Source organism: Rhodococcus oxybenzonivorans (assembly GCF_003130705.1).
Classification (GTDB): Bacteria; Actinomycetota; Actinomycetes; order Mycobacteriales; family Mycobacteriaceae; genus Rhodococcus_F; species Rhodococcus_F oxybenzonivorans.
The window spans coordinates 5,441,595-5,464,878 of record NZ_CP021354.1 but is presented as its reverse complement, the minus strand read 5'-3'; the positions used below and the strand labels follow the sequence as shown (position 1 = coordinate 5,464,878).

Below are 23,284 nucleotides of genomic sequence, written 5' to 3'. Positions count from 1 at the left end.
ACCGGCTCGGAGGTAGTGCGGGAACTCGCGAAGCCGGCGCTCTCAGCGGCTGCCGTACTCAACCTGGTTCAGCAGTGAGGAGTCTGCGTTGCCGCTCCGGTCGATCTCGGGGCGGGTGTTGTCCTGTGCGGCTGCCGTGATGCCGAAAGTCGCCACAGCGCCGAGAACGACACCGGCCGCAGCGCTGATCACACCGGGCACCAGGAACTTCGCCATCTCACATCTCCCACCGTCGTGCCATCGACGCGCGCGACTTACCGCCGCGTACGAATTGCTCGGGCCAAGGTATCACTCGCGGCCCGTCTGGCTGGTCATTGGTGCCTTTCCCGCAGGTCCGGGCGAGTGCGAGTGGCGGCGTCAGTCTGCGGCGACCACGCCGAGCGCTCCCAGGAGGGTGCGGAGCTTGGCGGTCGTCTCGTCCAGCTCGGATCGAGGGTCCGATCCGGCGACGATGCCGCCGCCCGCGGTCGCAAGCACCTCGAGGCCGTCGGCGGTGATCTCGGCGCAGCGGATGGCTACCACCCAGTCGCCGTCTCCCTGCGCGTCGCACCATCCGACGGCGCCGCCGTAGAACCGCCGTTCCCCTTCTACCTCGCGAATGGCGGCCAGCGCCAGGTCGGAAGGGGTGCCGCACACGGCCGGGGTGGGATGCAGCAGTGTCGCAAGAGTGAGTGCGTCGGTCGCCGGATCCCGCAACAGCCCCCGGATCGGTGTCGCGAGATGCCACACCTCATGAGTGCTCGTCAGGATGGGTGCCTCGGGAACACTCAGCTCTGTGCACAGCGGGGCGAGGACCTCCTCGATCCAGGCGGTGACGAACGCATGCTCGGCCAGGTTCTTCGTCGAGTCCAGGAGCCCGCGACCTTCGCGTTCATCGGCGCCGGGATCGGTGCGCCGCGGCGCGGTCCCGGCGAGGGGACGGCAAGTGATCGAGCGGCCGCGACGGCTGATCAACATTTCGGGGCTCGCACCGACCAGGCTGTGGCCGCGAAAACCGTCTCCGGCCGACGTGAGGTCGACGGCGAACCCGTTGGCCAGGGGGTTCGACTGAATCAGCCGCGCCGCCAACGCCTCCGGATCGACCGGTGTCTCCGACGCCAGGACGACACTGCGCGCGGCCACCACCTTTCCCAGCGCGCCGCTCCGCAGGCGGTCGACGAGAGCACCGACCCGGGCTACGTGTTCAGCCGGCTCGGGTACCTGCCGAGCCACGCGGACGGCCGGGAGGCGCTCCACGCGAGGGGGCCGCCACGGGCCGCTCGTGACTTCCGACCAGGCGGGAGCGGTTAGCGCAGCCGGACGGGCGGGATCGAAGGGCAGTGCGCCCACGACGAGTTCGGTGTCACCGTCGGCGAGCGCGGTGATCGCCGCCGACGCGGAGTCGTATCTACTGCGGGCGCCGACCGTGCGTAACGTCCGGTCGGCGCGGGAGAGGAGGAAGCCGTCCATGGTGCTGCCGACAGTAGTCGGCCGGCGCAGCCCTCATCCGATCACTTGCCGCAGGGCGGCACGATCAGCACGGGACGGTGACTGTGCCGCAGCACGTGATCGGCGACGCTGCTCTGCAGCAGGGACCGCAGTCCCGTCGTACCCCGGGTCCCCGTGACGATGATGTCCACTCCGAGTTCGTCGGCGGTCTCGACGATTGCTGTCCAGATCGTGGTGGTGCATTCGATGGTTCGGCCTTGCGTGGTCAATCCGGCGGCCTCGGCGAGTTCGATACCTTCGGCGTTGGTGACCTTGGCGTCCGAGAAGGCGACGTCCTCGGTCTCCTCGTCGGGAACCCACTCGGGCTGCATCACCCCCGACAGTCCCGACATGCGTGCGGCCTGACGGACCATCGGTTCCCATACCGTCACCAGCACAGCGCGATTGGACGCGAGAAAGCGGCCCGCGCACTGCACGGCGCGCTTGGCGTTGTCGGATCCGTCGTAAGCGATCAACATCAGACCTGCAGGCACGACGACCTCCTGGGAAAGGGACCTTTCGCCCACCAGATTACCAAGAGCGCCGGTCTTGACAGGAGATTCGGAGTGGCCGGGACGGCGAATCGGGTCACTGGGCTACCGTCGGGGGCATGCGGATCAAGTATGCCCTCGCGCTCGTCGCCTGTACCGGCCTGGTCGCCGGGTGCTCCTCGGGCGGCGACACTGCCGCGCCGTCGTCCTCGACGGCACCGTCCTCGACACCGTCGTCCCCGACCACGGCGGAGCCGGCCTCGCATACCGATGTGCCCACTGCCGCGCCGGTGTCGTGCGAAACGAACTTCCTGCAGTCTTTGCCGTTGCGGCGCAAGCTCGCTCAGTTGCTGAACGTCGGCGTGACGGGGACCGCCGACGCTGTTCAGGTGGTGCGGAACGAGCAGGTGGGTGGCATCTTCATCGGCAGCTGGACCGATGAGGCCATGCTCGCCGGCCGGGAGGTTCCGCAGGTGGCGTCGGCTTCCGCGCTGCCACTGATGGTGACCATCGACGAGGAGGGCGGGCGCGTGTCGCGTGTCGAGGACCTGCTCGGACCGGACCCCTCCGCGCGGCAGACCGCAGCCACCATGACCGAGGAAGAGACCTATCGGATGGCTCTGGAGCGGGGGCGCGGGCTGAAGGATCTCGGAGTGACCGTCAACTTCGCGCCCGACGTCGATGTGAGCTCCCAGCCCGACGACAGTGTGATCGGTGACCGCTCCTATTCCGACAATCCGGCCGTCGTCACCCGGTACGCCGACGCGTACGCCCGCGGCATGCGCGACGCCGGAATTCTGCCGGTGATCAAGCACTTCCCCGGTCACGGGTCGGCCTCGGGCGACTCGCACACCGGAGCAGTCACCACTCCGCCGCTCGAGCAGCTGCAGACCTACGATCTGGTTCCGTATCGCGACCTCGTCACCACGGGCGTCGGTGTCATGCTGGGCCACCTCGAGGTGCCGGGACTGACCGCGCCCGGCATTCCGGCCAGCATCAGTCCCGACGCCGTAGCCCTGCTGCGCGGCGGCACCGGCTACGGCGCCCCTCCGTTCACGGGTCCGATTTTCACCGACGACCTCAGCGGTATGCAGGCGATCACCGACCGCTACGACATCACCGAGGCAGTCGAGACGTCACTGGCGTCCGGCGTCGACATCGCGCTCTGGCTCACCACGGACGACGTCCCGCGTGTGCTCGACCACCTCGAAAGCGTTGTGGCCTCGGGTAAGTTGCCGCAGCAACGGGTCGACGACGCGGTGCTGACCGTGGCGCGGGCGAAGGGTGCCTTGCCCTGCTAGTGGGTGCCCACAGGCTTCGGGTCGGCGTGCAAGGGTCGGCTTGAACCCGGCCCTCCCGGAGTGTCCCGGGTGAGCGGCCAGTACAGTGTGCCCTGATCCGTGGCTGCGTAGAAGTTCGTTCGCCAGGTGGGGCCCCTTTTCTTACCGTAGAGTAAGATAGCGGGTTCGACGATTATTGGAGGACGAATGGCCGGCGGCACCAAGCGATTGCCTCGCGCAGTGCGCGAGCAGCAGATGCTGGATGCGGCCGTCGATGTCTTCTCCGACAGGGGCTTTCACGAGACCTCGATGGACGCGATCGCCGCCAAGGCGGCAATCTCCAAGCCGATGCTCTACCTGTATTACGGGTCCAAGGACGAGTTGTTCGCCGCATGCATTCAACGTGAGGGTCTGCGTTTCGTCGAGGCGCTCGCGCCGGCGGGAGATCCCGGACTCAGCCCGCGTGAGCAGCTGCGCCGGGCACTCGAGGGCTTTCTCGGCTTCGTCGGAGCGCACCGCAAGTCGTGGATGGTGCTCTACCGGCAGGCGATGGGTCAGCAAGCGTTCGTGGGATCGGTGCAGTCGAGCCGCGACCGGTTGATCGAATTGACCGCGCACCTGCTGCAGTCCAGCACCAAGGACCCGGATCCGGGCCAGGACTTCGAACTCATCGCCATCGCCCTGGTCGGTGCCGGTGAGGCAGTCGCCGACCGGGTGGCCGGCGGCGAGGTCGAGGTGCACGCGGCGGCCGACCTGCTGGAGTCGCTGGCGTGGCGGGGTCTCGCCGGCAAGAAGAAGTCCGACTGAACGAACGGGACGTCGGTTCGGTCAGATCGAACCAACGTCCCGTTCGTACTCGTCAGCGCAGCGTCGCCGTGAGGTGTGGATACCCCTTCTTCGGGTGCTTGAGCGACAACTCCCAGCCTTCACCCGTATGGTCGGCGTAGACATTCAGTGTGGCCGGCAACAGGATGGGCTTGCCGAAGCGCACGCTGTAGGTGACGGCCTCGGGAATCCGGCCCTCCACGGAGCCGAGCACGGCGGCCGCACTCCACATGCCGTGCGCGATGGTCTTCGGGAAGCCGAAGGCCTTGGCGCCCAACGTCGACACGTGAATCGGGTTGCGATCGCCCGACACCCCGGCGTACTTGCTGATCGTCTTCTGGTCGACCCGCAACGTGCGGAGGGGCGGCGGCGGCACCTCTTCGGGTTTCGGTTCGGGACCCGGCTGACCGGACAGCGACGTCTTCTGCTGCCGCAAGAAACTCGACGTCTGCCGCCATACCAGTTCGCGTCCCACCCGGATCTCGCTGACCACGTCGATCAGCAGACCCTTGCGATGCTCGCGGAGATTCTCGGCGTGCACCGACACGTCCAGCGGCTCACTCACCGAGATGGGACGAAACTGTTCGATCACGTTCTCGGCGTGGACGGAACCGATGGCGGGGAACGGAAATCCGTCCGAAACCATCAGCTTCATCACGATCGGGAACACCAGCGTGAACGGGTAGGTCAACGGCAGGGTGTCGCCGAAGCGCAGGCCGGTGACCCTGTCGTACGCCGCAAGGTTGTCGGGGTCGACTTTGACGCCGCTGAGCGCCAGTGTGGTGTCCGGGGCACGGTCACCGCTCGCCCCGACGACCGGAAGCGCGCTGCGTACGGCGCGGGCGTAGATGTCGAGAGTGCCCGGCATCGCGGGAAGTTCGACCACTTTGCCCGCCATCAGGCGCCCAGCAAGCTCTGGCCGCAGACACGGACGACCTGTCCGGTGACGGCGTTGGACGCGGGATTGGCGAAGTACGCGACCGTCTCGGCGACGTCGACGGTCTGACCGCCCTGCAGCAGCGAGCTCATGCGGCGTCCCGCCTCGCGGGTGGCGAAGGGGATGGCCGCGGTCATGGCGGTTTCGATGAAGCCCGGTGCGACGGCGTTGATGGTGATGTTCTTCTCCGCCAGAACGGGTGCCGATGCTTCGACGAGCCCGATGACGCCGGCCTTGGACGTCCCGTAGTTGGTCTGGCCACGGTTACCGGCGATGCCGGCGATGGAGGACACGTCGATCACCCGGCCGCCTTCCTTCAGTGCACCCTTGGCGACCAGCGACTCGGTGATCTTCTGGGGTGCAAGGAGATTGACACCAATCACCATGTTCCACCGGCCCTCGTCCATGTTGGCGAGCGTCTTGTCCCGGGTGATACCGGCGTTGTGGACGATGATGTCGGCGCCGCCGCTGTGGCGTTCGAGGACGTGCTCGGCGAGCTTGTCGGCCGCGTCAGGTGCAGTCACATCCAGGGCGAGGGACGTGCCGCCGACCTTGTTGGCCGTCTCGGACAGCGCGTCGCCGGCCGCCGGGATGTCGGCGCAGATGACATGCGCACCGTCGCGGGACAGGACCTCGGCGATGGTGGCACCGATGCCGCGCGCCGCACCGGTGACGATGGCGACCTTGCCCTCGAGCGGCTTGTCCCAGTCCGCGGGGGCGGTGGAATCCTCGGCGCCGACGCGGATAACCTGCCCGCTGACGAACGCGGACTTGGCGGAAAGCAGGAATCGGAGCGTCGACTCCACGCCGGAGAGTCCGGGTGACGCCTTCGGGGAGACGTAGACGAGTTGTGCGGTGGCGCCACGCTTCACCTCTTTGCCGACGCTGCGGGTGAAGCCTTCGAGGGCGCGCTGGGCGACGTGCTCGTCGACGTCGGTCGTCTCTTCCGGAGTGGTCCCGAGGACGACGACGCGAGCGGACGGCGCGAGGTTACGGATGACCGGCTGAAAGAACTCGAACAGCTGCTCGAGTTCGGTGACCTGGCCGATGCCGGTGGCGTCGAACACCAGGGCGCCGAAGTTGTCGTCGGCGGCGGAGGCGGCCGGGTAATCGGAGAGCAGCGCGCGAAGCGGCTCGGCCAGGCGGCCCTTGCCCCCGATCAGCACCGGGCCGGCGAGGGGCGGCTCGCCGTGCTTGTAACGCCGCAGGTTCTCGGGCCGGGGCAGGCCCGCCTTCGCGGCGATGAACGCCCCTGGCGCGGAGGACAGAAACTGGGAATAGATGTCGGGAGCTCCCTTGCTGGCTGCCACGGTCCTACCTTCTTCTCGTCGTTTGGCGGTCAGTCACCGAGCACCAAAAGAAGTGCGGTGTCGACAAGTAACTTACTCCTGAGTAAGAATAGTAGCCAACAGGTAATCGCACCAGATCCTTGGAGACGTCAGTGACCAGCAAAGCTCGCACCAATTCGAACTCCGACGCGACGCCGAAGCCAGGCGGGAAGCAGCAGCGTCCCGTCGCCATCGTCGGCGGCAATCGCATCCCGTTCGCACGCTCGGACAAGGCGTACGCACAGGCGTCCAACCAGGACATGTTCACCGCGACCCTCGACGGCTTGGTGAGTCGCTTCCATCTGCAGGGCGAGAAGCTCGGACTCGTCGCGGGTGGCGCCGTTCTCAAGCACAGCCGCGACTTCAACCTGATGCGGGAATGTGTGCTCGGCAGCGCGCTCAGCCCGTACACGCCCGCCTTCGACCTGCAACAGGCGTGCGGTACCGGCCTCCAGTCGATCGTCGCCGTCGGTGACGCGATCGCGGCGGGTCGCATCGACGCCGGTATCGGTGGCGGTGTCGACACCACGTCCGACGCACCGATCGGCGTCAACGACGACCTCCGCGAGTTCCTGCTGTCGCTCAACCGGGCGAAGAGCACGGGCGATCGCATCAAGCTGCTCGCCAACGTGCGGCCGTCGATGCTGGGTATCGAGATCCCCCGCAACGGTGAACCCCGGACCGGCCTGTCCATGGGCGAGCATGCGGCGATCACTGCCAAGGAGTTCGGCGTTCGACGCGAGGACCAGGACGAGCTGGCCGCCGCGAGCCACAAGAACATGGCCGCCGCCTACGACCGCGGATTCTTCGACGATCTGGTGACCCCGTTCCTGGGCCTCACCCGCGACGACAACCTGCGTCCGGGGTCCACCGTCGAGAAGCTGTCCACGCTGAAGCCGGTATTCGGGGTGAAGGCGGGCGATGCGACGATGACCGCCGGAAACTCCACGCCGCTCACCGATGGAGCGTCCGCGGTCCTGCTGTCGAGCGAGGAGTGGGCGGCCGAGCGCAAGTTGCCGGTCCTGGCCCACCTCGTCGACTCCGAAACCGCGTCCGTCGACTACATCCACGGCAAGGACGGCCTGCTCATGGCCCCCACCTATGCCATCCCGCGGCTGCTGGCCCGCAACGGCCTCACCCTGCAGGACTTCGACTACTACGAGATCCACGAAGCCTTCGCGTCCGTCGTTCTCGCGACGCTGCAGGCGTTCGAGTCGGATGAGTACTGCAAGGAGCGTCTGGGGCTCGACGGCGCCCTCGGCTCGATCGACCGCAGCAAGCTGAACGTCAACGGGTCGTCGCTGGCGGCCGGTCACCCGTTCGCGGCGACGGGCGGGCGCATCGTGGCGTCGCTGGCGAAGATGCTTCGAGAGAAGGCCGGCACCAACGGTTCGGCCCGCGGATTGATCTCGATCTGCGCCGCCGGCGGGCAGGGTGTGACGGCAATCATAGAGGCGTAATTCGACTGGCCTTTCCGGTAGCTGTCGGATCGGAAAGGCCAGTTCGCGCGCGTCCGGTGAAGGGATCCGGCGACGAGGGGTGGTCGAATCCCCGAAATATTTCTCCGCAGGTGTAACGCTGGAGATTAGCTGGCGATACTCCCATCAGCCCCGTGTTGCTGCCTGACCCCCGACCTGGCAGCAGCGCGGGGCTCCTGCATTTTCGGCGGCCGGTAGTCTGTCGTGGGGGGTCCGGACCGGAGATCGCTGAAATCGGACGCCGCTTGAAATGCACCGAGCGCCGACGGCAAGCTGAAGCCGGCAACGAAGATACTCGGTGAGAGGGCCACGGTGAACGACGAAGACCGCGAAGCAGGGAGCGCAGCACCCCAACGGTCGACGCCTGATGCTGCTCCCGAGAACCCGGTTTCGCCCGACCCTCAGCCCACACCGCCGAGCGCTGACGACGACGCGCCCACGACTCGACTGGACCTCGGCGATCTGGCATCACGCCCCGAACCGCTGTGGGTGGAACCTGCGCCCAACGAGGACGAGACGCAGGTGATCCCGGTGATCACACCGGACGCCGCGAGCGGGCCGACACAGGCGTACACGGCAGGTCCGGCGGATGAACCGACGGTCCTCGCGCCCGCATCTCCTCCACCGCCGGAAGCGGCGCCTCCGGCGGGTGGAGAACCGACCGGCGACGTCCCACCCCCCGCCGCTCCGCCCCCCGCCGTTCTGCCCCTCGACGCGGGTGGTCCGAAGGGGCCCCGGTGGGGAAAGATCGCCGCGGTCATCGGTGGTGTCTTCGCGATTATCGGTATCGCCTACGCGGCCGACCTCGCGATGTCGTCCGGGAAGCTGCCGCGCGGAGTGACGGTGGCCGGGGTCGACGTGGGCGGTTCGTCCCGCGCCGACGCCGAAGCCATCCTGCAAGCGCAGGTGGGGCCGCGCGTGAATCAGCCGGTGTCGGTGAAGGCCGGCGACGTATTCGCCGAGCTCGTGCCTGCCCAGGCGGGACTCGATGTCGACTGGCAGGCCACGCTCGACCGGGCTGATGCCCAGCCGCTCAATCCGTTCACCCGAATGGCGTCGTTCTTCACCTCCGACGAGATCGGTGTCGCGTCGACGCGGGACGAGTCCGCGTTAGCGGCTGCCGTCGACAACCTGCGGTCCCGCACCGACCGAGCCTCCCGCGAGGGAACGGTGGTGTTCGAGGGGCCCACACCTGTCCCCGTCGACCCATCCGCGGGCCAAAACCTGAACGGCGAGGGCGCCGAGGCGGCAATCGTGGAGAACTGGGCGTTCGGCGGCCCGGTGGAGTTGCCCGTCGACGCGGTGCCGGTAACCGTGACCAAGGAGGGCGTCCAGAGGGCGCTCGACGAGATCGCGGTGCCGGCCGCCTCCGCTGACCTGGTCGTCCCGGGCCGCAACGGCTCGGTCGCCACCCTGCCACGGCAGCAGATCGGCGCCGTGCTCGGATTCCGCCCGGACGGGAACGGTGGCTTGACGCCCGAGTACAACGTCGACGCTGCGATCGGAATACTCGCGCCGCAGCTCGTCTCGACGGAGATCATGCCCAAGGACGCCACGATCACGCTCGACGGGGGATCGCCCCGCGTCGTTCCCGCAGTCGTCGGTGACCTGATCCAGTGGCCCAAAACGTTGGAGACATTGCCGCAGCTCCTCGCGACTCCCGGTTCGCACACCACCCCGGCCGTGTACGGCCCGGTCCCGCCGGCCCTGACCACCGAGGCGGCGCAAGCCCTCGGCGTCAACGAGGTGATCAGCGAATTCACCACCGGCGGCTTCTCCGCGGCTTCGGGTACCAACATCAGGCTGGCGGCCAGCGAAATCAACGGTGCGCTGATCAAGCCCGGCGACACGTTCTCCCTCAACGGACACACCGGTCCGCGTGGAGCCGCTCAGGGTTACGTGGAGTCGGGGATCATCAACAACGGCCGCCCCGACACGGCCGTCGGTGGCGGTGTCAGTCAGGTGGCGACGACGCTCTACAACGCGGCCTACTTCGCCGGCATGGAAGACGTCGCGCACACCGAGCACTCCTACTACATATCGCGCTATCCGGAGGCGCGGGAGGCCACGGTCTTCGAAGGGGCCATCGATCTCCAGTTCCGCAACACGGCGAAGACCGGGGTCATGATCCAGGCGATCGGCGGCAGTTCCGAACTGACGATCAGGTTCTGGGGAACGAAGACCGTCGACGTCGACTCGATCACCGGCAATCGCACCAGACCCACGACTCCCGATACGGTCACTTTGCCCGCCGGGGATCACTGCATCCCGTCGAGCGGCGCGCCCGGCTTCACCGCCAGCGACACCCGCGTGATCACCGACCGCGCCACCGGCCGGGAAATCTCCCGCAACACCCGGACCGTGCGCTACGACCCCGTGCCGATCGTGAAGTGCGAAGCACCCGAACCTGTCCCCGCCCCCAAGCCCGACGATCGCACCCCCGCGGCGGCCCCCACCTCTCCATCCGCCACCCCGTCTCCGGCGCCGAAGCCCGACCCGGACGACGGCGAGTAGCCGCACCCCTTCTGGGCAAGCGCACTCATTCTCGCGCCCCATTTCGTACGCGGAAGCCGATAAGGGGTGCGGCTGTGCGGGAGTTGTCCACAGATCGAAGATCGGTAATGCGGCTGAACTGTGCGCCCGCGAGGATCATCGCTATGGAACACGATCCGGCGGAGTTGATCCTGAGGCGGGACGCACTAGCGGCCGGTTTCACAGACGACGAGATACGGCGCCGCTACTCGCGAGGAGAGTGGCGACGGCTCGGTTCCGGCGCGTATCTCGTCGAACCGGCGTTCAAGCGTGCGACGCCCGAAGCACGTCACCGGCTTCTGATCGACGCCGCAGTTCCCCGAATGTCGCGGGACGCAGTACTGAGTCACCAATCGGCAGCTGTCGTATACGGATTACCAGTGTGGAGAACGCCACTCGATCGGGTGCACTTCACCAGAAATCGCCAGGGTGGCGGGCGTATCAAGAACCGTGTGGCGGTGCATTGCTCGTCACTGAACGACCAAGTAGTGGAGGTGGACGGGTACCTCGTGACCACTCCGTCACGGATGATCGTGGATCTCGGCCGTACGCTCCCATTCGAGCAGGCCGTTGTGACCGGAGACGCGGCCGTTCGGACCTTCGGTATCAGGCGCGACGAATTGGAATGCGAACTCGCATCTGCTCAGGGCCGGAAGGGTGTGAGTGCTGCCCGCCGTGTGGTGCACTTTCTCACCGGATACAGCGAAAGTGTCGGGGAATCCCGCAGTCGAGTGATGTTCGCGGCAATGGGGCTTCCCTCGCCATCGCAGCAGGGTGTGGTTCGGGGATACGACGACAGAATCCTCGGCCGCGTCGACTTCTACATCGAGAGCTCGGCGTTCCTGGGCGAATTCGACGGACTCGTGAAATACGCCCGGTTGCTGAAAGCTGGTCAACAACCGGGCGACGCGGTGTTCGACGAGAAACGGCGCGAAGATGCGATGCGAGAGCTCGGCTTCCAGATGGTCCGATGGACATGGGAAGACCTGGGTGATCCTCTTCGGCTCGCTGCTCGCATCCGGCGGGTCCTCGCACGAGGAGGCGCATCGCTTCCACCGTCGGGAAGGGTTGAGCCCTCGGCGCTGCCTGCGCCGCGGCAGCTGACGTTGCGCACTGTGTGAGCATCGAAACGCACCCCTCCTCTGCAGACGCACCCGGAATAAGGTCCGGAAAGCGGTGCGTGTGCGGAGAAGGGGTGCGTCTGCGGAAACCAGAAGCTACAGCCGATCAGAACGCGGCTTCGTCGAGCTCCATGATGTCGTTGTCGATGTTCGCGATGATGCCGCGGATGGCGGTGAGTTCGGGGAGGACGTTCTTGGCGAAGAAGGACGCGATGGCGACCTTGCCCTCGTAGAACGCCTTGTCCTTGTCCGACGCGCCTTCGTCGAGCGCCTTGATCGCGATCTCCGAGTGACGCAGCAGCTGCCAGCCGATCATCAGGTCACCGACGGCGAGGAGGAAACGCACGGAACCGAGTCCGACCTTGTACAGCTCGGACGGCTGCTCCTGGGCGCCCATGAGGTAGCCGGTGAGGGTGGCGGCCATGGTCTGGACGTCGTCGAGCGCGGTGGCGAGCAGTGCGCGCTCCGCCTTGAGGCGACCGTTGCCTGCCTCGCTGTCGATGAACTTCTTGATCTCGCCGGAGACGTGGGCGAGTGCCACGCCGCGGTCGCGAGCGATCTTCCGGAAGAAGAAGTCCTGCGCCTGGATGGCGGTGGTGCCCTCGTACAGCGAGTCGATCTTGGCGTCGCGGATGTACTGCTCGATGGGGTAGTCCTGCAGGAAGCCGGAGCCACCGAAGGTCTGCAGGCTTTCGGTCAGGTACTGGTACGCCCGTTCGGAGCCGACACCCTTGACGATGGGCAGCAGCAGGTCGTTGATGCGGAACGCGAGGTCCTTGTCGGCACCGGAGACGAGCTTGGCGGTGGCCTCGTCCTGGTGTGCGGCGGTGTAGAGGTACACGGCGCGCAGGCCCTCGGAGTACGCCTTCTGCATGGCGAGGGCGCGCCGGACGTCGGGGTGATGCGTGATGGTGACGCGCGGGGCGGTCTTGTCCGTCATCTGCGTGAGGTCGGCGCCCTGGACGCGTTCCTTGGCGTAGTCGAGCGCGTTGAGGTAACCGGTCGACAGGGTGGCAATTGCCTTGGTGCCCACCATCATGCGGGCGTGCTCGATGACGTCGAACATCTGCGCGATGCCGTTGTGGACCTCGCCGACGAGCCAGCCCTGGGCCGGGACGCCGTGGCCGCCGAAGGTGACCTCACACGTGGTGGACACCTTGAGGCCCATCTTGTGCTCGACGTTGGTGACGAAGACGCCGTTGCGCTCACCGAACTCGTTGGTCTCGAAGTTGAAATGCGTCTTCGGGACGAAGAACAGGGACAGGCCCTTGGTGCCCGGTCCCGCGCCCTCGGGGCGGGCGAGAACGAGGTGGAAGATGTTCTCGAAGAGGTCGTCGGAGTCTGCGGAGGTGATGAACCGCTTGACGCCTTCGATGTGCCAGGAGCCGTCGTCCTGCTTGATCGCCTTGGTGCGGCCCGCGCCCACGTCGGATCCGGCGTCGGGCTCGGTGAGGACCATGGTGGCGCCCCAGCCGCGTTCGACGATGGTGGCGGCCCACTTCTTCTGCTCTTCGGTGCCGTTGTGGAACAGCACGTCCGCGAACGCGGGTCCGGCCTGGTACATGTGCGCGGCCGGCTGCGAGCCGAGGATCAACTCTCCGATGGCCCAGACCACGGAGCGGGGGACGGGAACGCCGCCGATCTCTTCGGAGATGCCCATGCGGAACCACTCGGCGTCCCACAGTGCGCGGAAGGACTTCTTGAAGGACTCCGGCAGCGTGACGGTGTGGGTTTCGGGATCGAAGACCGGAGGGTTGCGGTCGGCGTCGGCGAACGCCTCACCCAGCGGTCCCTCGGCGAGGCGAGCAACTTCGCTGAGCATGTTGCGGACTGTGTCGGCGTCGAGATCGCCCCACACGCCTTCGCTCAGCGGCTGCTCGAGACCGAGGACCTCGAAGAGGTTGAACTCCAGGTCGCGGACGTTGCTCTTGTAATGGCCCATGTCTTCTGTCTCTCCCAGTGAGATGGTGCGGTCTATCAGTAAGTACCGCCCAAGTTATTACTCGTCGGTAACATCGCCGATATTACGCCCCAATATCCCGACTGCCAAGACTCGGGCGGTGTGCCACAACGAGCGCGTCGATCGCGGTTCCTGCATCCGTCTCGCGGAAGCGCCGTTCTGCAAGATCGATGTCGACGCGCCCATTCAGCTCGGTCGTCAAATCCTCTGGGGTGAACAGTATTTCGGGATCCTGAGGCCCCCCGACTCCTTGCGACAAGTTAACGGCGTCATGCCCCAGAATCATGAGGATTCCATCAGGTTTCAACGCGGATATGGCGCGGTTCACAACCTTGCGACGCTCCGCAGGCGGCAGATGGAGGTAGATGACGAGGACGAGGTCGTACTCGGTGCCGAAGTCGGATTCGGTGACATCGGCGACGCGGTAGTCGAGCCGTTCACGCACCGAGCGGGGTGCTTCGGCCGCCACTCGCCGGGCCTTGTCGATCGCGACAGCGGAGTAGTCGAGCCCCGTCACTTCCCACCCGCGGGTGGCGAGCCACAGCGCGTTGCGGCCCTCCCCACAGGCCAGGTCGAGCGCCCGACCCCGGTTGAGCGCGGTGACCTGCTCGACCACGACGGCGTTGGGTGGCGCACCCCACACCAGTTCGCTGTCTGCATACCGTTCGTCCCAGTCAGATGCGTCCATGGCCCCGACGCTAGTGCGCGTCGGGGCCATGGAGGAAACGTGGAACGACTCGGGACTCAGGGAGTCAAGGTGGTGCGCATCAACAGCACGTTGTAGTTGCTGTGCACCGTGGTGAGGAAGTAGAGGTCGGGACCGGACGACCACGGGTGGATGTACGCGCCGTACGCGCTGGGGAGTTCGCGGGCGTCGACGAGGGTCTCGGGTCCGCTCCATGGTCCGGTGATCGAGGGGGAGCGGCGCATCACGACGGAGTTGTTGTGGTCGGTGGTCAGCATGAGGAACTGTCCGAGGTATTCGTTGTAGGCAACGGACAACTCACCGACGCCTCCGGCGACGATCGGCCTGGCGACGTCCGGGTTCCCCTTGATCCACTTGCCGCCGTCGAAGTACTCGTAGGCGCCGAGGTCCATGATCTGGGCCTCGGGGACGCGAGCGACGTGGACGAGTCCGCCGCGGCCGGCCGGCGTTCCGTACTGGTAGACGAAGCCACCGCCCTTGACGAACGCGCTCATCTGGAAGTTGGCGTTGCCTCCGACGTTCGGGCGCTGAGTTTCGGGTGCGACGGTCCAGTTCTCGCCGTTGTCGTGCGAGTAGACGAGACCGGAATAGTTGGTGTCCCACGTTCCCGCGGGACCCCAGTTCTTCACCGACATCATGCTCATCACCTGGGTGTTGCCCACGGCGACACCTGCGGTGGGGATGCGGCTGATCTCGACGAACGGGATCTTGGGGCTGGGAACGAGTTCCTTGGACTGCCCGAAGATGTCGCGCGGCGAACTGTCGAAGTTCATGCCGTCGGAAAGGATGCCGTCGGAACTGCGGAACAGGGTGCTGCTGCGCCACGCCCAGATGCTGCCCGACAGCAGGTTGGGCAGCCCGAGCCCGGCGGAGTCACCGAACGCGGTGAGGACCTGCCCCTGGCCGTTGTCCCACATGATGCCGAGGTCGGTGCCGAGGACGTTGGCGTCCTGGGTGCGGTTCGGGCTGAGCAGGCCGGTCTGCTGGGCAACGGCTTGGGTACGGCCGGTGAGATGCGGGATACCGTTGGTGCCGTTGAGCCCTGGAATGGGGTTGACGACGTTCGGGTTGGCCGCGGCCGGTACGGCGAAGGCGATCAACGACGCGGCGACGCTGGCGATGGACGCTGCGGCAAGGGCTGTGGTGCGCTTCACGAAGTGGTACTCCATCTCTAGCAGCAGGCGGCTTCCCCGGGTCCGTGGGACCCTTCCCCCTACCGGTGATCAACTGCCGGAAATCGAAGGAAGTCTAGCAAGTCGGGTCCCACCGAAGTGTCGCTTCGAGTAGCGAGTTCGTTTCTGTCCGGACACGACGGCCTGAGGTTACCGACGAGTAACAGTAACCGGTGCTACCCGCTGGGGCGGTGCCGACGTAACGTGTGGAACGAGCAAGTCCACACCGCGCGGAGACGACGCGGGACCTGATGAGGAGATCGATCGATGGGAAAGCAGATTGCCACCCTGACCGGAGGTCGGCAGTCCGCCCTTCTCGGGCTCGGCGTGTACCGGCCGGAACGGGTCGTCACCAATGACGAGATCTGTGAGCTGATCGACTCGAATGACGAGTGGATCCAGTCCCGCTCCGGCATCCGCAATCGCCGCTTCGCCGCGGAGGACGAGAACGTGGTCACGATGTCGATCGCCGCGGGCCGCGAGGCGATCGCGGCGAGCGGTATCGCTCCCGAGCAGATCGGGTGTGTCATAGTCGCCACGTCGACGTACCTCCTGCTGACACCGCCCGCCGCCGCGGTGGTCGCCGACGCGCTGGGGACCAACGGCCCGGGCGCTTTCGACCTCGGGGGCGGTTGCGCGGGGTTCTGCACCGCCCTGGCCGTGGCGTCGGACATGGTCCGTGGCGGTTCCATCGACTACGCCCTGGTGGTGGGCGTCGAGAAGATGAGCATCACCACCGACCCCACCGACCGCTCGACCCGATTCATCTTCGGCGACGGCGCGGGCGCCGTCGTGGTCGGCAAGAGTGACGTCGCCGGTATCGGACCGGTGGAGTGGGGGTCGGACGGCTCGCAGGCCGACGCCATCGTGCAGGACCTGGATTGGTACGAATACATCACGACGCCGGGCGCCACTCGCCCGTACATCAAGATGGCCGGAACCGCGGTATTCCGCTGGGCCGCCTTCGAGATGGGCAAGGTGGCACTGCGTGCGGTCGAGAAGGCCGGCATGACCGTGGACGACCTCGACGCATTCGTCCCGCACCAGGCCAATTCGCGGATTACCGAGGTCATCGCTCGCAGCATGAAGCTGCCGGAGAGTGTTCCCGTCTCCGACGACATCGCCGAGAGCGGCAATACGTCCGCTGCCTCGGTACCCCTGGCGATGGAGGCCATGCTGAAGTCCGGCGACACGAAGCCGGGCGACACTGCCCTGCTTCTCGCGTTCGGGGCCGGGCTGTCGTATGCCGCTCAGGTCGTGACGATGCCGGCCCTCCCGAAGAGCTGATCCTGTACCCGACCTCGGGGCCGCGGTGTACTCGTGGCTCCGAGGTTTCGGGCGAGGTCACTGCCGGCTAGTTCTGCGAGTGTGACACCCCCTGTCCGGGAGAAGAAGGCAGGGGTCCGGGACGAGGAGGCAGGGATCGATGAACGTGACACGGCAGGGCGGTGGCATCCGTGTGCCGGTTCTGACCGCTTCCGTCTTTCTGACGGTCGGCGCCGTGTGCCTCACCGGTTGCGGAAACGTGGCGTCGGACGACCGCGCGGCGTCGTCGTCCGGAGATTCGGCTGTCGAGCTGAACGCCGGTGGTGACTGTGCCGGCCGGGATGTCGTCGTCAACCGGGACGGGGCGGGCATCGTGCTCGACGGAGAATGCGGCACGGTCACGATCGAGGCCAACGGCGTGTCGGCCGACATCGGCAGCTCGGACGCCGTGCTGATCCGTGGCCAGGACACCAACGTGATCGGCGGCCGCACCGGCACTCTCACCGTCGCCGGGCGCACCAACAGTGCGAACATCGAGACGGTGGAGGCCATCGAGGTGCAGGGCAACGGTGTGACAGTGGTGGGTAAGCAGGCGGGGCGGATCTCGGTCGCCGGCAGCGGTAACTCGATCACCGTGGACGACTCGGGTGTGACGACGGTGAGTGGCAACGACAACTTCGTGCGCGCACAGGAGATGGACAGTGTGGAGCTGACCGGGTCGAACAACTCGGTGGACTGGGAGTCCGGTGCCGCCGCTCCGGTGTCCGACTCGGGCTCGGAGAACCGGCTCACCGCACCGGGGCAGTAGTCACCGCGCGCCGCACTCGGTGAGCACACCGGCCATGGCGTCGCGCTCGGCTGGGGTGACCCAGAGGCGGTATGCCGCTTTTACTTCCACCTGCCGGGCCACATAGGTGCATCGGTAGTTCTTCAGTGGCGGCAGCCAGGTGGAGGCGTCCGCATCGCTCTTGCGTTGGTTCGTGGGACCGTCCACCGCCTGGAGGTTGCGCGGATCGTTCGCGAGGTCGGCCCGTGTCTGGGCGTCGAGGAGCTGGGCGCCCTTCTGCCACGCGTCGGACAGCGCGACCACGTGGTCGATCTGCACCGCGTCCGACGTCTTCGGGCCACGGGTGAAGGCAATGACGCTGCCGGTGTACAGGTCTCGCAGCGTCCCGGACTGCACCACGCAGTTTCGGGTGCGATCCCGAGAGGTGATGTCGACGAGGTCGCGTCGCAGGATGTCGTTGCGGGTGTCGCAGCCGTTGCGGCCGAGTTCGACGGAGACGTTGTCGGTCCAGCTGCTGCCGAAGAGTTCCCGGTCGTATCCGGTCTTGGGGGCGCGGCCCTTGACTTCGAGTGTTGCCAACTGTGCGAACGCCGTTTGTATCTGCTGTGCGTCAGTGGCTTCCGGCAGGATGGGCGGGCCGGTGCCTGCGGCGAGGGTGTCGTCGGACTGCGGGGCCAGCATTGCTGCAAACACGATGACGGCGATGGCGGCGAGGATCCAGGGCCACCTGCTTCTGACGGTCGAGATGATGGTGCGATGATTCGGTACCGCAGTGCGGGGCATGAATGTCTCCTGGATTCAACAGCGTTCGCTATTTCTACCAGGAGTGGCCCGCAGTGCCGGTGGCCGACCCGGGACTAACCAGCGGTGTGCAGCAGGGGAATCAGCAACTCGTCGTCGGTGAGTGCGCCGTGTTGACCGGGAAGGGCGGACAATCGCGACTCCTTCTTCCGCCGCACCACCGCGACACCGTCCAGTGCGATTGCCACGACGTCACCGATACGCCCGGCGATGTCGGATCGAACGGCGGGGCCGAACAGCCCGGCAGTGATCGCCTCGTCTCTCGTGCCGATCCACATACGAGGGCCGAGTGCTTGCCGCCAACGTGCTGCCACGTCGCCGGCGGCTCCGCTCCGGGTGTGCACGTGCCGGCACCGGGGCTCGCCGGCGAGTGCGATGACGTCGTCCGACAACCTCGAATCCGCATCGAAGTCCAATTTGTCGACGTCGTCCACGGTGACCATGCCGTGATCGGCGGTGATGTACAGAGTGGGATTCCCGGGCACGGTCGCGAGGGCGCGGGCAAGATTCTCGACGAGTGCGTCGACGATGGCCACTTGCTGTGTCCACGACTCCGATCCCGGACCGTACACGTGTCCGAGGGTGTCGATTTCGCTGAGATAGCAGTAAGTGAGGGTGCGGTCGCCGGTACGGGAGGCGGTGATCACCTGCGCGATCAGATCACCGTACGCATGTATGCCGGTGAAGGTTCCACCGCGCAGCACCGCTCGGGTGAGACCGGACCCGTCGAATTTTGCCGGTAGCACGTTGGCGCACCGAACTCCTTCTGCCGCAGCGCGTTCGAACACAGTGGGTGTCGGCAGGGCGACCTCGGGGACGAGGCGTGCGAGTTCGTCGCCTCGGCGCCCCGCCCGCCACGACAACCAATTCAGCGTGCCCGAAACCTCACGGACGTATGACTGGTACCCGGTGATGCCGTGACTGCCCGACGGTAATCCGGTGCCGAGGGAAGCGATGCTGGTTGCCGTCGTGGTGGGAAACCCGGCTCGAATCGGCCGGCCCGCGAGACTGCACAGAAATGGCGCGTGGTCTCGATGCTGATTCAGTGCGTTCCAGCCCAACCCGTCGAGAAGCAGCACGACGGTGTGCCGGCTGTCCGGCAGCTCGAGGGGGTTCGCTTCACCCGCCACCCCGAGCGAGGCCAGGACGGACGGCATCAGGGTGGACAGAGTGGGCTGCGAGTACACGTCGAGCGCAGGCGCCGTAGTGGTCATGGGTCCACTATGCGGGATGGACGGCGCCCGCCGTGATCACAGCCGGTGACGAAGGTCGACGGGTTGCCCGTCGGAGGGGTACGGCAGGGAGGTGTAGTTGAGCGGCGCGCGGTATCCGCGATCGACCTGCCAATCGAAGCGCTGGAGCAGGTGATGCATGACCGTCTTGATCTCGGCGCCGGCGAAATGCATACCGAGGCATTTGTGCACACCCCCGCCGAAAGGCTCCCAGGCGTATCGGTGAATCTTGTCTTCCCGTCGCTCGGGTGCGAAACGTTCGGGATCGAACTTCTCCGGATCGGGCCAGTATTCGGCCATGTGGTGGGTGAAGTGCACGACCACCGACACGTACGAGCCCCGTGGAATGTAGCGACCCAGCACCTCCGTGTCCTTGACCGCCCGCCGGGACACCACCGGGACGGGCGGCACCAGCCGCATGCACTCCTTCATGACGAGGTCGAGGTCGGTGAGCTCGTCGAGCTGGTCGTAACTCGGCGTGGACGTTCCCAGCGCCGCCGACTGCCGACGGCATCGCTCCTGCCATTCCGGATACTGACCCAGGTACTGCATCATCGTCGACAGCGTGATGGTGGACGTGTCGTGCGCAGCCATCAGCAGAAAGATCATGTGGTTGATGACGTCGTCGTCGCTGAACCGTTCTCCGTCTTCGGATTCGATGTGGCACAGCGTGGTGAACAGGTCGTCGCCCGTGCCGGCCCTGCGGGCCGGCAGGTATCGGCGGAAGAACTTCTCGAGGCGTGCTCGCCCGTCGATTCCACGCTTCCAGCGAGTGCCCGGCAACGGGAAGCGAACCACGGAGGTGGCAGCCTGGACGCAATCGATGAAGGCCTTGTTGACCTCGACCATCTCCTGGTGCGACGACCCCTCGGCGCCGCCCATGAAGATGCTCGTGGCCAGATCCAGCGTCAGTTCCTTCAACGCCGGGTACGCGGCGAAGCCTGCCCGCGGGTGCCAACCGTCCAGCGCACCCTCGACGGCGGGGTGCAGTGCCTCGGTGTAGCGGGACAGTCGTTCGCGAGTGAATGCCTGCTGCAGTATTCGCCGGTGGGCGAGGTGTTCGTCGCCGTCGAGAAGCATGAGGCCGCGGTGGAAGAACGGGCCGATGAGCACGCTCCAGCCGTCACCGTTGGCGAACGCGCGGTCCTTGTTCTGCAGCACCGTCTGGCAGCCGTCCGGCCCCATGACGGTGACCCACCGCTTGCCCGCCATGCTCAGCCACGACACGGGCCCGTACCGCTCCCAGCGGCTTTCGAGCAGTCCCATGGGGTCGCGGATGTAGTCGAGTCCCAGTCCGATGATGGGAAGTCCGGCGTTACCGGCGATGGGACTCAGGGTGCTGTCGGGAGGTGGGGGAGCAAGAAGCTTGGGCATCGGCTCTCCTCGTCGAGGATGTGACAGGACGCTCTGTCAGTTGTGTGTAGTGTGCGTCACACCGGACGGTCTGTCAACATCGAGGAATGACTCAGCCGGCGCGGCAGTACCGCGGCAGAAGTTCGCAGGAGCGGGCTGCAGATCGCCGTGCACGGCTGCTGGAAGCCGGGTTGCAGGTCTTCGGGACGGTCGGTGACAAGGCGACCATGACCGCGATCTGTGCAGAGGCAAAACTGACCGAACGATATTTCTACGAGAGCTTCCGCAGTCGCGACGATCTGCTGGTACAGGTCATCGAGGGGATCGCCGAGGAGGTGCGGGTGGCGGCGCACGCCACCCTGCAGACCGTCACCGGAGATCCCGAAGTGCGCGCGCGAGCGGCGATCGCGACGTTCGTGGAGATTCTCACGGAGGATCCGCGGAAGGGGAGGGTGTCGATCATCGAATCGGCGGGTGCCGAACCGCTGCGCACACGACGCCGTCAGTTGCTGCGCGCGTTCGCGTCGATGGTTGCAGAAGAGTCCAAGGCGCTCTACGGGGACCGCGCGTGGTCGTCGCCGCAGGACGAGATCACCGCCCTGCTGTTCGTCGGTGGGTTATCGGAGTTGATCACCGCGTGGTTGAACGGCGAGATCGAGGTGTCGCCGGAACAGATCGTCGACGCGGCGACCTACCAGTTCACATCCACCGCCCACCGCTGACCGGGACCTGGTCGAAATCGTGACCGGGGTCACGTGCGAAGCTGTGCGCATGGTCGATATCGCACGCCCACAGTTGGAGGGCACAGTAGCCGTACGCGAGGGACGACGGATCGGTTTCGCCGAGTTCGGAGCCGCCCAGGGTCGTGCGGTCATCTGGCTGCACGGCACCCCGGGCGCGCGCCGTCAGGTCCCGACCGAGGCTCGGGCGTTCGCGGAGAAGCACCATCTGCGGCTGATCGGCATCGACCGGCCGGGTGTCGGTTCGTCGACGTCCTTCCGGTACGAATCGGTACTCGACTTCTCCGAGGACCTGGGTATCGTCGCCGACACCCTGGGAATCGACCAGATGGCCATCGTGGGGCTGTCGGGCGGTGGCCCTTACACGCTGGGCGCGGCATACGCGATGCCCGACCGCGTGGTTGCCGTCGGCATTCTCGGTGGAGTCGCGCCCACGCAGGGGCCGGACGCCATCCGCAGCGGGCTCATGGACCTCGCGGTGCTGGCAGCGCCGGCGTTGGCGGCCGGCGGCATCCCCATCGGGCTGGTGGCCAGTTCCGTCATCCGCTTGGCCAGGCCGTTCGCATCCCCGATCATCGACCTGTACGGGCGGCTGTCGCCCGAGGGGGACCGGCGCCTCCTGGCCCGCCCAGAGTTCAAGGCGATGTTCCTCGACGACCTGCTCAACGGTGGCCGCAAGCAGCTCAGTGCACCCTTCGCCGACCTGGTGCTGTTCGCGCGGGACTGGGGGTTCCGGGTGAACGAGGTGAAGACTCCGGTCCGCTGGTGGCACGGCGACTGCGACCACATCATCCCGCACCGGCACGGGGAGCACATGGTGTCGATGTTGCCGGATGCCGAGTTTCACACGATGCGCGGCGAGAGTCACCTCGGCGGGCTAGGCATGGCCGAGGAAATCCTCACGTCGCTGCTCGACATCTGGGACGCGCGCGAGGCGAACTCGTCCGCGCCGTAGCGGTTACGACCGCATTCCCATGATCTGGAAGGAAGCACCCAACGGATCGGCCACCGACGCCAGCCTGCCGAACGGGCTGTCCTCCGGTTCGCGCTGAACGCTTCCGCCCAGCTCGGTCACCCGGGCCACCGCGGCGTCCGCGTCGTCGACACCGAGGTAGAACTGCCAGAACGACGGCACGCCCTCGGGAAGGAACGCGTCGGCATCCATGATGCCCGCCACCATCCGGTCGCCGATCTTCGCCTGGGAGTAGCGGAATTCGGTTGAGTCGCCCATGGATTCGTAGGACCAGCCGAACACGTCCGCATAGAACGGGAGCACGGCCGCATAGTTGCGGGAGAGCGTCTCGTGCCAGACGGGGGCTCCCGGTTCGTCGACGAGTCCGAAGCCGCTGTGCTGATCTGCCTGCCATACCCCGATGACCGCGCCGGCGGGATCGGCGAGGATGGCCATGGAGCCCTGGTCGCCGACGACCATGGGCGGCATCATCACCCGGCCGCCCGCGTCTGCCGCTTTCGCGGCCGTGGCCTGGGCGTCCTCGGACGAGATGTAGTTGGTCCAGATGTTGCCGTAGGGATTGCCGGGCTGCTGCGGACCCAGGCCGGCTATCGGTGAGCCGTTCTTACCGAAGATCGTGTAACCACCGTATTCAGGATCTTCATCGGTGTCGGCGGTCCACCCGAACAGGTCGGTGTAGAACGGAATGACTTGTGCGGGGTCGGAACTGGTGAGGTCGATCCAACAGGGTGCGCCGGTGAGGGACTGGCGATCGGGCATCTCGGACTCCTGGAACGTCGGCGGTGGTGGACGCGGCAGTGCTGTGGTGAGACAGGTCTGCAGGAAGTGGTGCCGG

General features: G+C 66.5%; 21 protein-coding genes. 9 read left to right on the top strand and 12 right to left on the bottom strand.

Annotation, left to right across the window (positions count from 1 at the left end; all coding sequences use genetic code 11):
• Window positions 1–42 precede the first annotated feature (42 nt).
• From CBI38_RS25470 to CBI38_RS25460, 3 genes are all read right to left on the bottom strand, one after another.
• Window positions 43–216, bottom strand: coding sequence for a DUF2613 domain-containing protein (locus CBI38_RS25470; protein ID WP_109333270.1), 174 nt, complete (start codon window positions 214–216; stop codon window positions 43–45).
• A 141-nt stretch (window positions 217–357) separates the two neighbouring features.
• Window positions 358–1,449 carry an isochorismate synthase gene (locus CBI38_RS25465; RefSeq protein ID WP_109333268.1) on the bottom strand — a complete coding sequence of 364 codons (1,092 nt, stop codon included), beginning with the start codon at window positions 1,447–1,449 and terminating at the stop codon, window positions 358–360.
• 41 nt (window positions 1,450–1,490) lie between these two features.
• On the bottom strand, window positions 1,491–1,961 hold the full coding sequence (locus CBI38_RS25460) for a universal stress protein (RefSeq protein ID WP_109333266.1): 471 nt from the start codon (window positions 1,959–1,961) through the stop codon (window positions 1,491–1,493).
• Between the two features lie 116 nt (window positions 1,962–2,077).
• Here CBI38_RS25460 and CBI38_RS25455 point away from each other — a divergent pair, with 116 nt between their 5' ends.
• Together CBI38_RS25455 and CBI38_RS25450 are read left to right on the top strand one after the other, a co-directional pair.
• Window positions 2,078–3,259, top strand: a complete 1,182-nt coding sequence (locus CBI38_RS25455) for a glycoside hydrolase family 3 N-terminal domain-containing protein (RefSeq protein ID WP_109333264.1) — start codon at window positions 2,078–2,080, stop codon at window positions 3,257–3,259.
• A gap of 186 nt (window positions 3,260–3,445) precedes the next feature.
• Complete coding sequence (locus CBI38_RS25450; RefSeq protein WP_109333262.1) at window positions 3,446–4,045, top strand: TetR/AcrR family transcriptional regulator; 600 nt, start codon at window positions 3,446–3,448, stop codon at window positions 4,043–4,045.
• A 52-nt stretch (window positions 4,046–4,097) separates the two neighbouring features.
• Here CBI38_RS25450 and CBI38_RS25445 read toward each other — a convergent pair whose 3' ends face one another.
• Window positions 4,098–4,961: a MaoC/PaaZ C-terminal domain-containing protein gene (locus tag CBI38_RS25445; RefSeq protein ID WP_109333260.1), complete on the bottom strand. Its 864-nt coding sequence runs from the start codon at window positions 4,959–4,961 to the stop codon at window positions 4,098–4,100.
• Entirely contained in the window at window positions 4,961–6,310 is a 1,350-nt protein-coding gene (locus CBI38_RS25440) for a 3-oxoacyl-ACP reductase (RefSeq protein WP_109333258.1), read from the bottom strand. The genes CBI38_RS25445 and CBI38_RS25440 overlap by 1 nt, the downstream gene beginning before the upstream one ends.
• A gap of 131 nt (window positions 6,311–6,441) precedes the next feature.
• Between CBI38_RS25440 and CBI38_RS25435 the strand changes: the two genes are divergently transcribed.
• From CBI38_RS25435 to CBI38_RS25425, 3 genes are all read left to right on the top strand, one after another.
• Complete coding sequence (locus CBI38_RS25435) at window positions 6,442–7,788, top strand: acetyl-CoA C-acetyltransferase (protein WP_109333256.1); 1,347 nt, start codon at window positions 6,442–6,444, stop codon at window positions 7,786–7,788.
• Between the two features lie 330 nt (window positions 7,789–8,118).
• A complete protein-coding gene (locus CBI38_RS25430) occupies window positions 8,119–10,320 on the top strand; it encodes a VanW family protein (protein WP_109333254.1) in 2,202 nt (733 codons plus the stop codon).
• Between the two features lie 143 nt (window positions 10,321–10,463).
• Window positions 10,464–11,459: a hypothetical protein gene (locus CBI38_RS25425; RefSeq protein ID WP_109335351.1), complete on the top strand. Its 996-nt coding sequence runs from the start codon at window positions 10,464–10,466 to the stop codon at window positions 11,457–11,459.
• 106 nt (window positions 11,460–11,565) lie between these two features.
• On the opposite strand, the gene CBI38_RS25420 is transcribed toward CBI38_RS25425, so the two are convergent.
• From CBI38_RS25420 to CBI38_RS25410, 3 genes are all read right to left on the bottom strand, one after another.
• Entirely contained in the window at window positions 11,566–13,401 is a 1,836-nt protein-coding gene (locus CBI38_RS25420) for an acyl-CoA dehydrogenase (RefSeq protein WP_109333252.1), read from the bottom strand.
• Window positions 13,402–13,483: 82 nt separating this feature from the next.
• The gene (locus tag CBI38_RS25415) at window positions 13,484–14,107 is read right to left on the bottom strand and encodes a class I SAM-dependent methyltransferase (RefSeq protein ID WP_109333250.1); all 624 of its coding nucleotides are present in this window, start codon (window positions 14,105–14,107) and stop codon (window positions 13,484–13,486) included.
• Between the two features lie 56 nt (window positions 14,108–14,163).
• On the bottom strand, window positions 14,164–15,279 hold the full coding sequence (locus tag CBI38_RS25410) for a DUF4185 domain-containing protein (RefSeq protein ID WP_109335350.1): 1,116 nt from the start codon (window positions 15,277–15,279) through the stop codon (window positions 14,164–14,166).
• A gap of 285 nt (window positions 15,280–15,564) precedes the next feature.
• Between CBI38_RS25410 and CBI38_RS25405 the strand changes: the two genes are divergently transcribed.
• Window positions 15,565–16,584 carry a beta-ketoacyl-ACP synthase III gene (locus CBI38_RS25405; protein WP_109333248.1) on the top strand — a complete coding sequence of 340 codons (1,020 nt, stop codon included), beginning with the start codon at window positions 15,565–15,567 and terminating at the stop codon, window positions 16,582–16,584.
• Between the two features lie 139 nt (window positions 16,585–16,723).
• Window positions 16,724–17,371: a DUF3060 domain-containing protein gene (locus CBI38_RS25400; protein WP_109333246.1), complete on the top strand. Its 648-nt coding sequence runs from the start codon at window positions 16,724–16,726 to the stop codon at window positions 17,369–17,371.
• On the opposite strand, the gene CBI38_RS25395 is transcribed toward CBI38_RS25400, so the two are convergent.
• From CBI38_RS25395 to CBI38_RS25385, 3 genes are all read right to left on the bottom strand, one after another.
• Window positions 17,372–18,133 (bottom strand): HNH endonuclease family protein, encoded by a 762-nt coding sequence (locus CBI38_RS25395; RefSeq protein ID WP_109333244.1) that lies wholly within the window; start codon window positions 18,131–18,133, stop codon window positions 17,372–17,374. It abuts the gene before it with no gap.
• Between the two features lie 74 nt (window positions 18,134–18,207).
• Window positions 18,208–19,365: an alkaline phosphatase family protein gene (locus CBI38_RS25390; RefSeq protein ID WP_109333242.1), complete on the bottom strand. Its 1,158-nt coding sequence runs from the start codon at window positions 19,363–19,365 to the stop codon at window positions 18,208–18,210.
• A gap of 36 nt (window positions 19,366–19,401) precedes the next feature.
• Entirely contained in the window at window positions 19,402–20,757 is a 1,356-nt protein-coding gene (locus CBI38_RS25385) for a cytochrome P450 (RefSeq protein ID WP_109333240.1), read from the bottom strand.
• A gap of 86 nt (window positions 20,758–20,843) precedes the next feature.
• Here CBI38_RS25385 and CBI38_RS25380 point away from each other — a divergent pair, with 86 nt between their 5' ends.
• Both CBI38_RS25380 and CBI38_RS25375 read left to right on the top strand, forming a co-directional pair.
• Window positions 20,844–21,458, top strand: coding sequence for a TetR/AcrR family transcriptional regulator (locus CBI38_RS25380; protein ID WP_109333238.1), 615 nt, complete (start codon window positions 20,844–20,846; stop codon window positions 21,456–21,458).
• Window positions 21,459–21,507: 49 nt separating this feature from the next.
• The gene (locus tag CBI38_RS25375) at window positions 21,508–22,431 is read left to right on the top strand and encodes an alpha/beta fold hydrolase (protein ID WP_109335349.1); all 924 of its coding nucleotides are present in this window, start codon (window positions 21,508–21,510) and stop codon (window positions 22,429–22,431) included.
• 3 nt (window positions 22,432–22,434) lie between these two features.
• Here CBI38_RS25375 and CBI38_RS25370 read toward each other — a convergent pair whose 3' ends face one another.
• Window positions 22,435–23,208 (bottom strand): VOC family protein, encoded by a 774-nt coding sequence (locus tag CBI38_RS25370; RefSeq protein WP_109333237.1) that lies wholly within the window; start codon window positions 23,206–23,208, stop codon window positions 22,435–22,437.
• Between the last annotated feature and the right edge of the window lie 76 nt (window positions 23,209–23,284).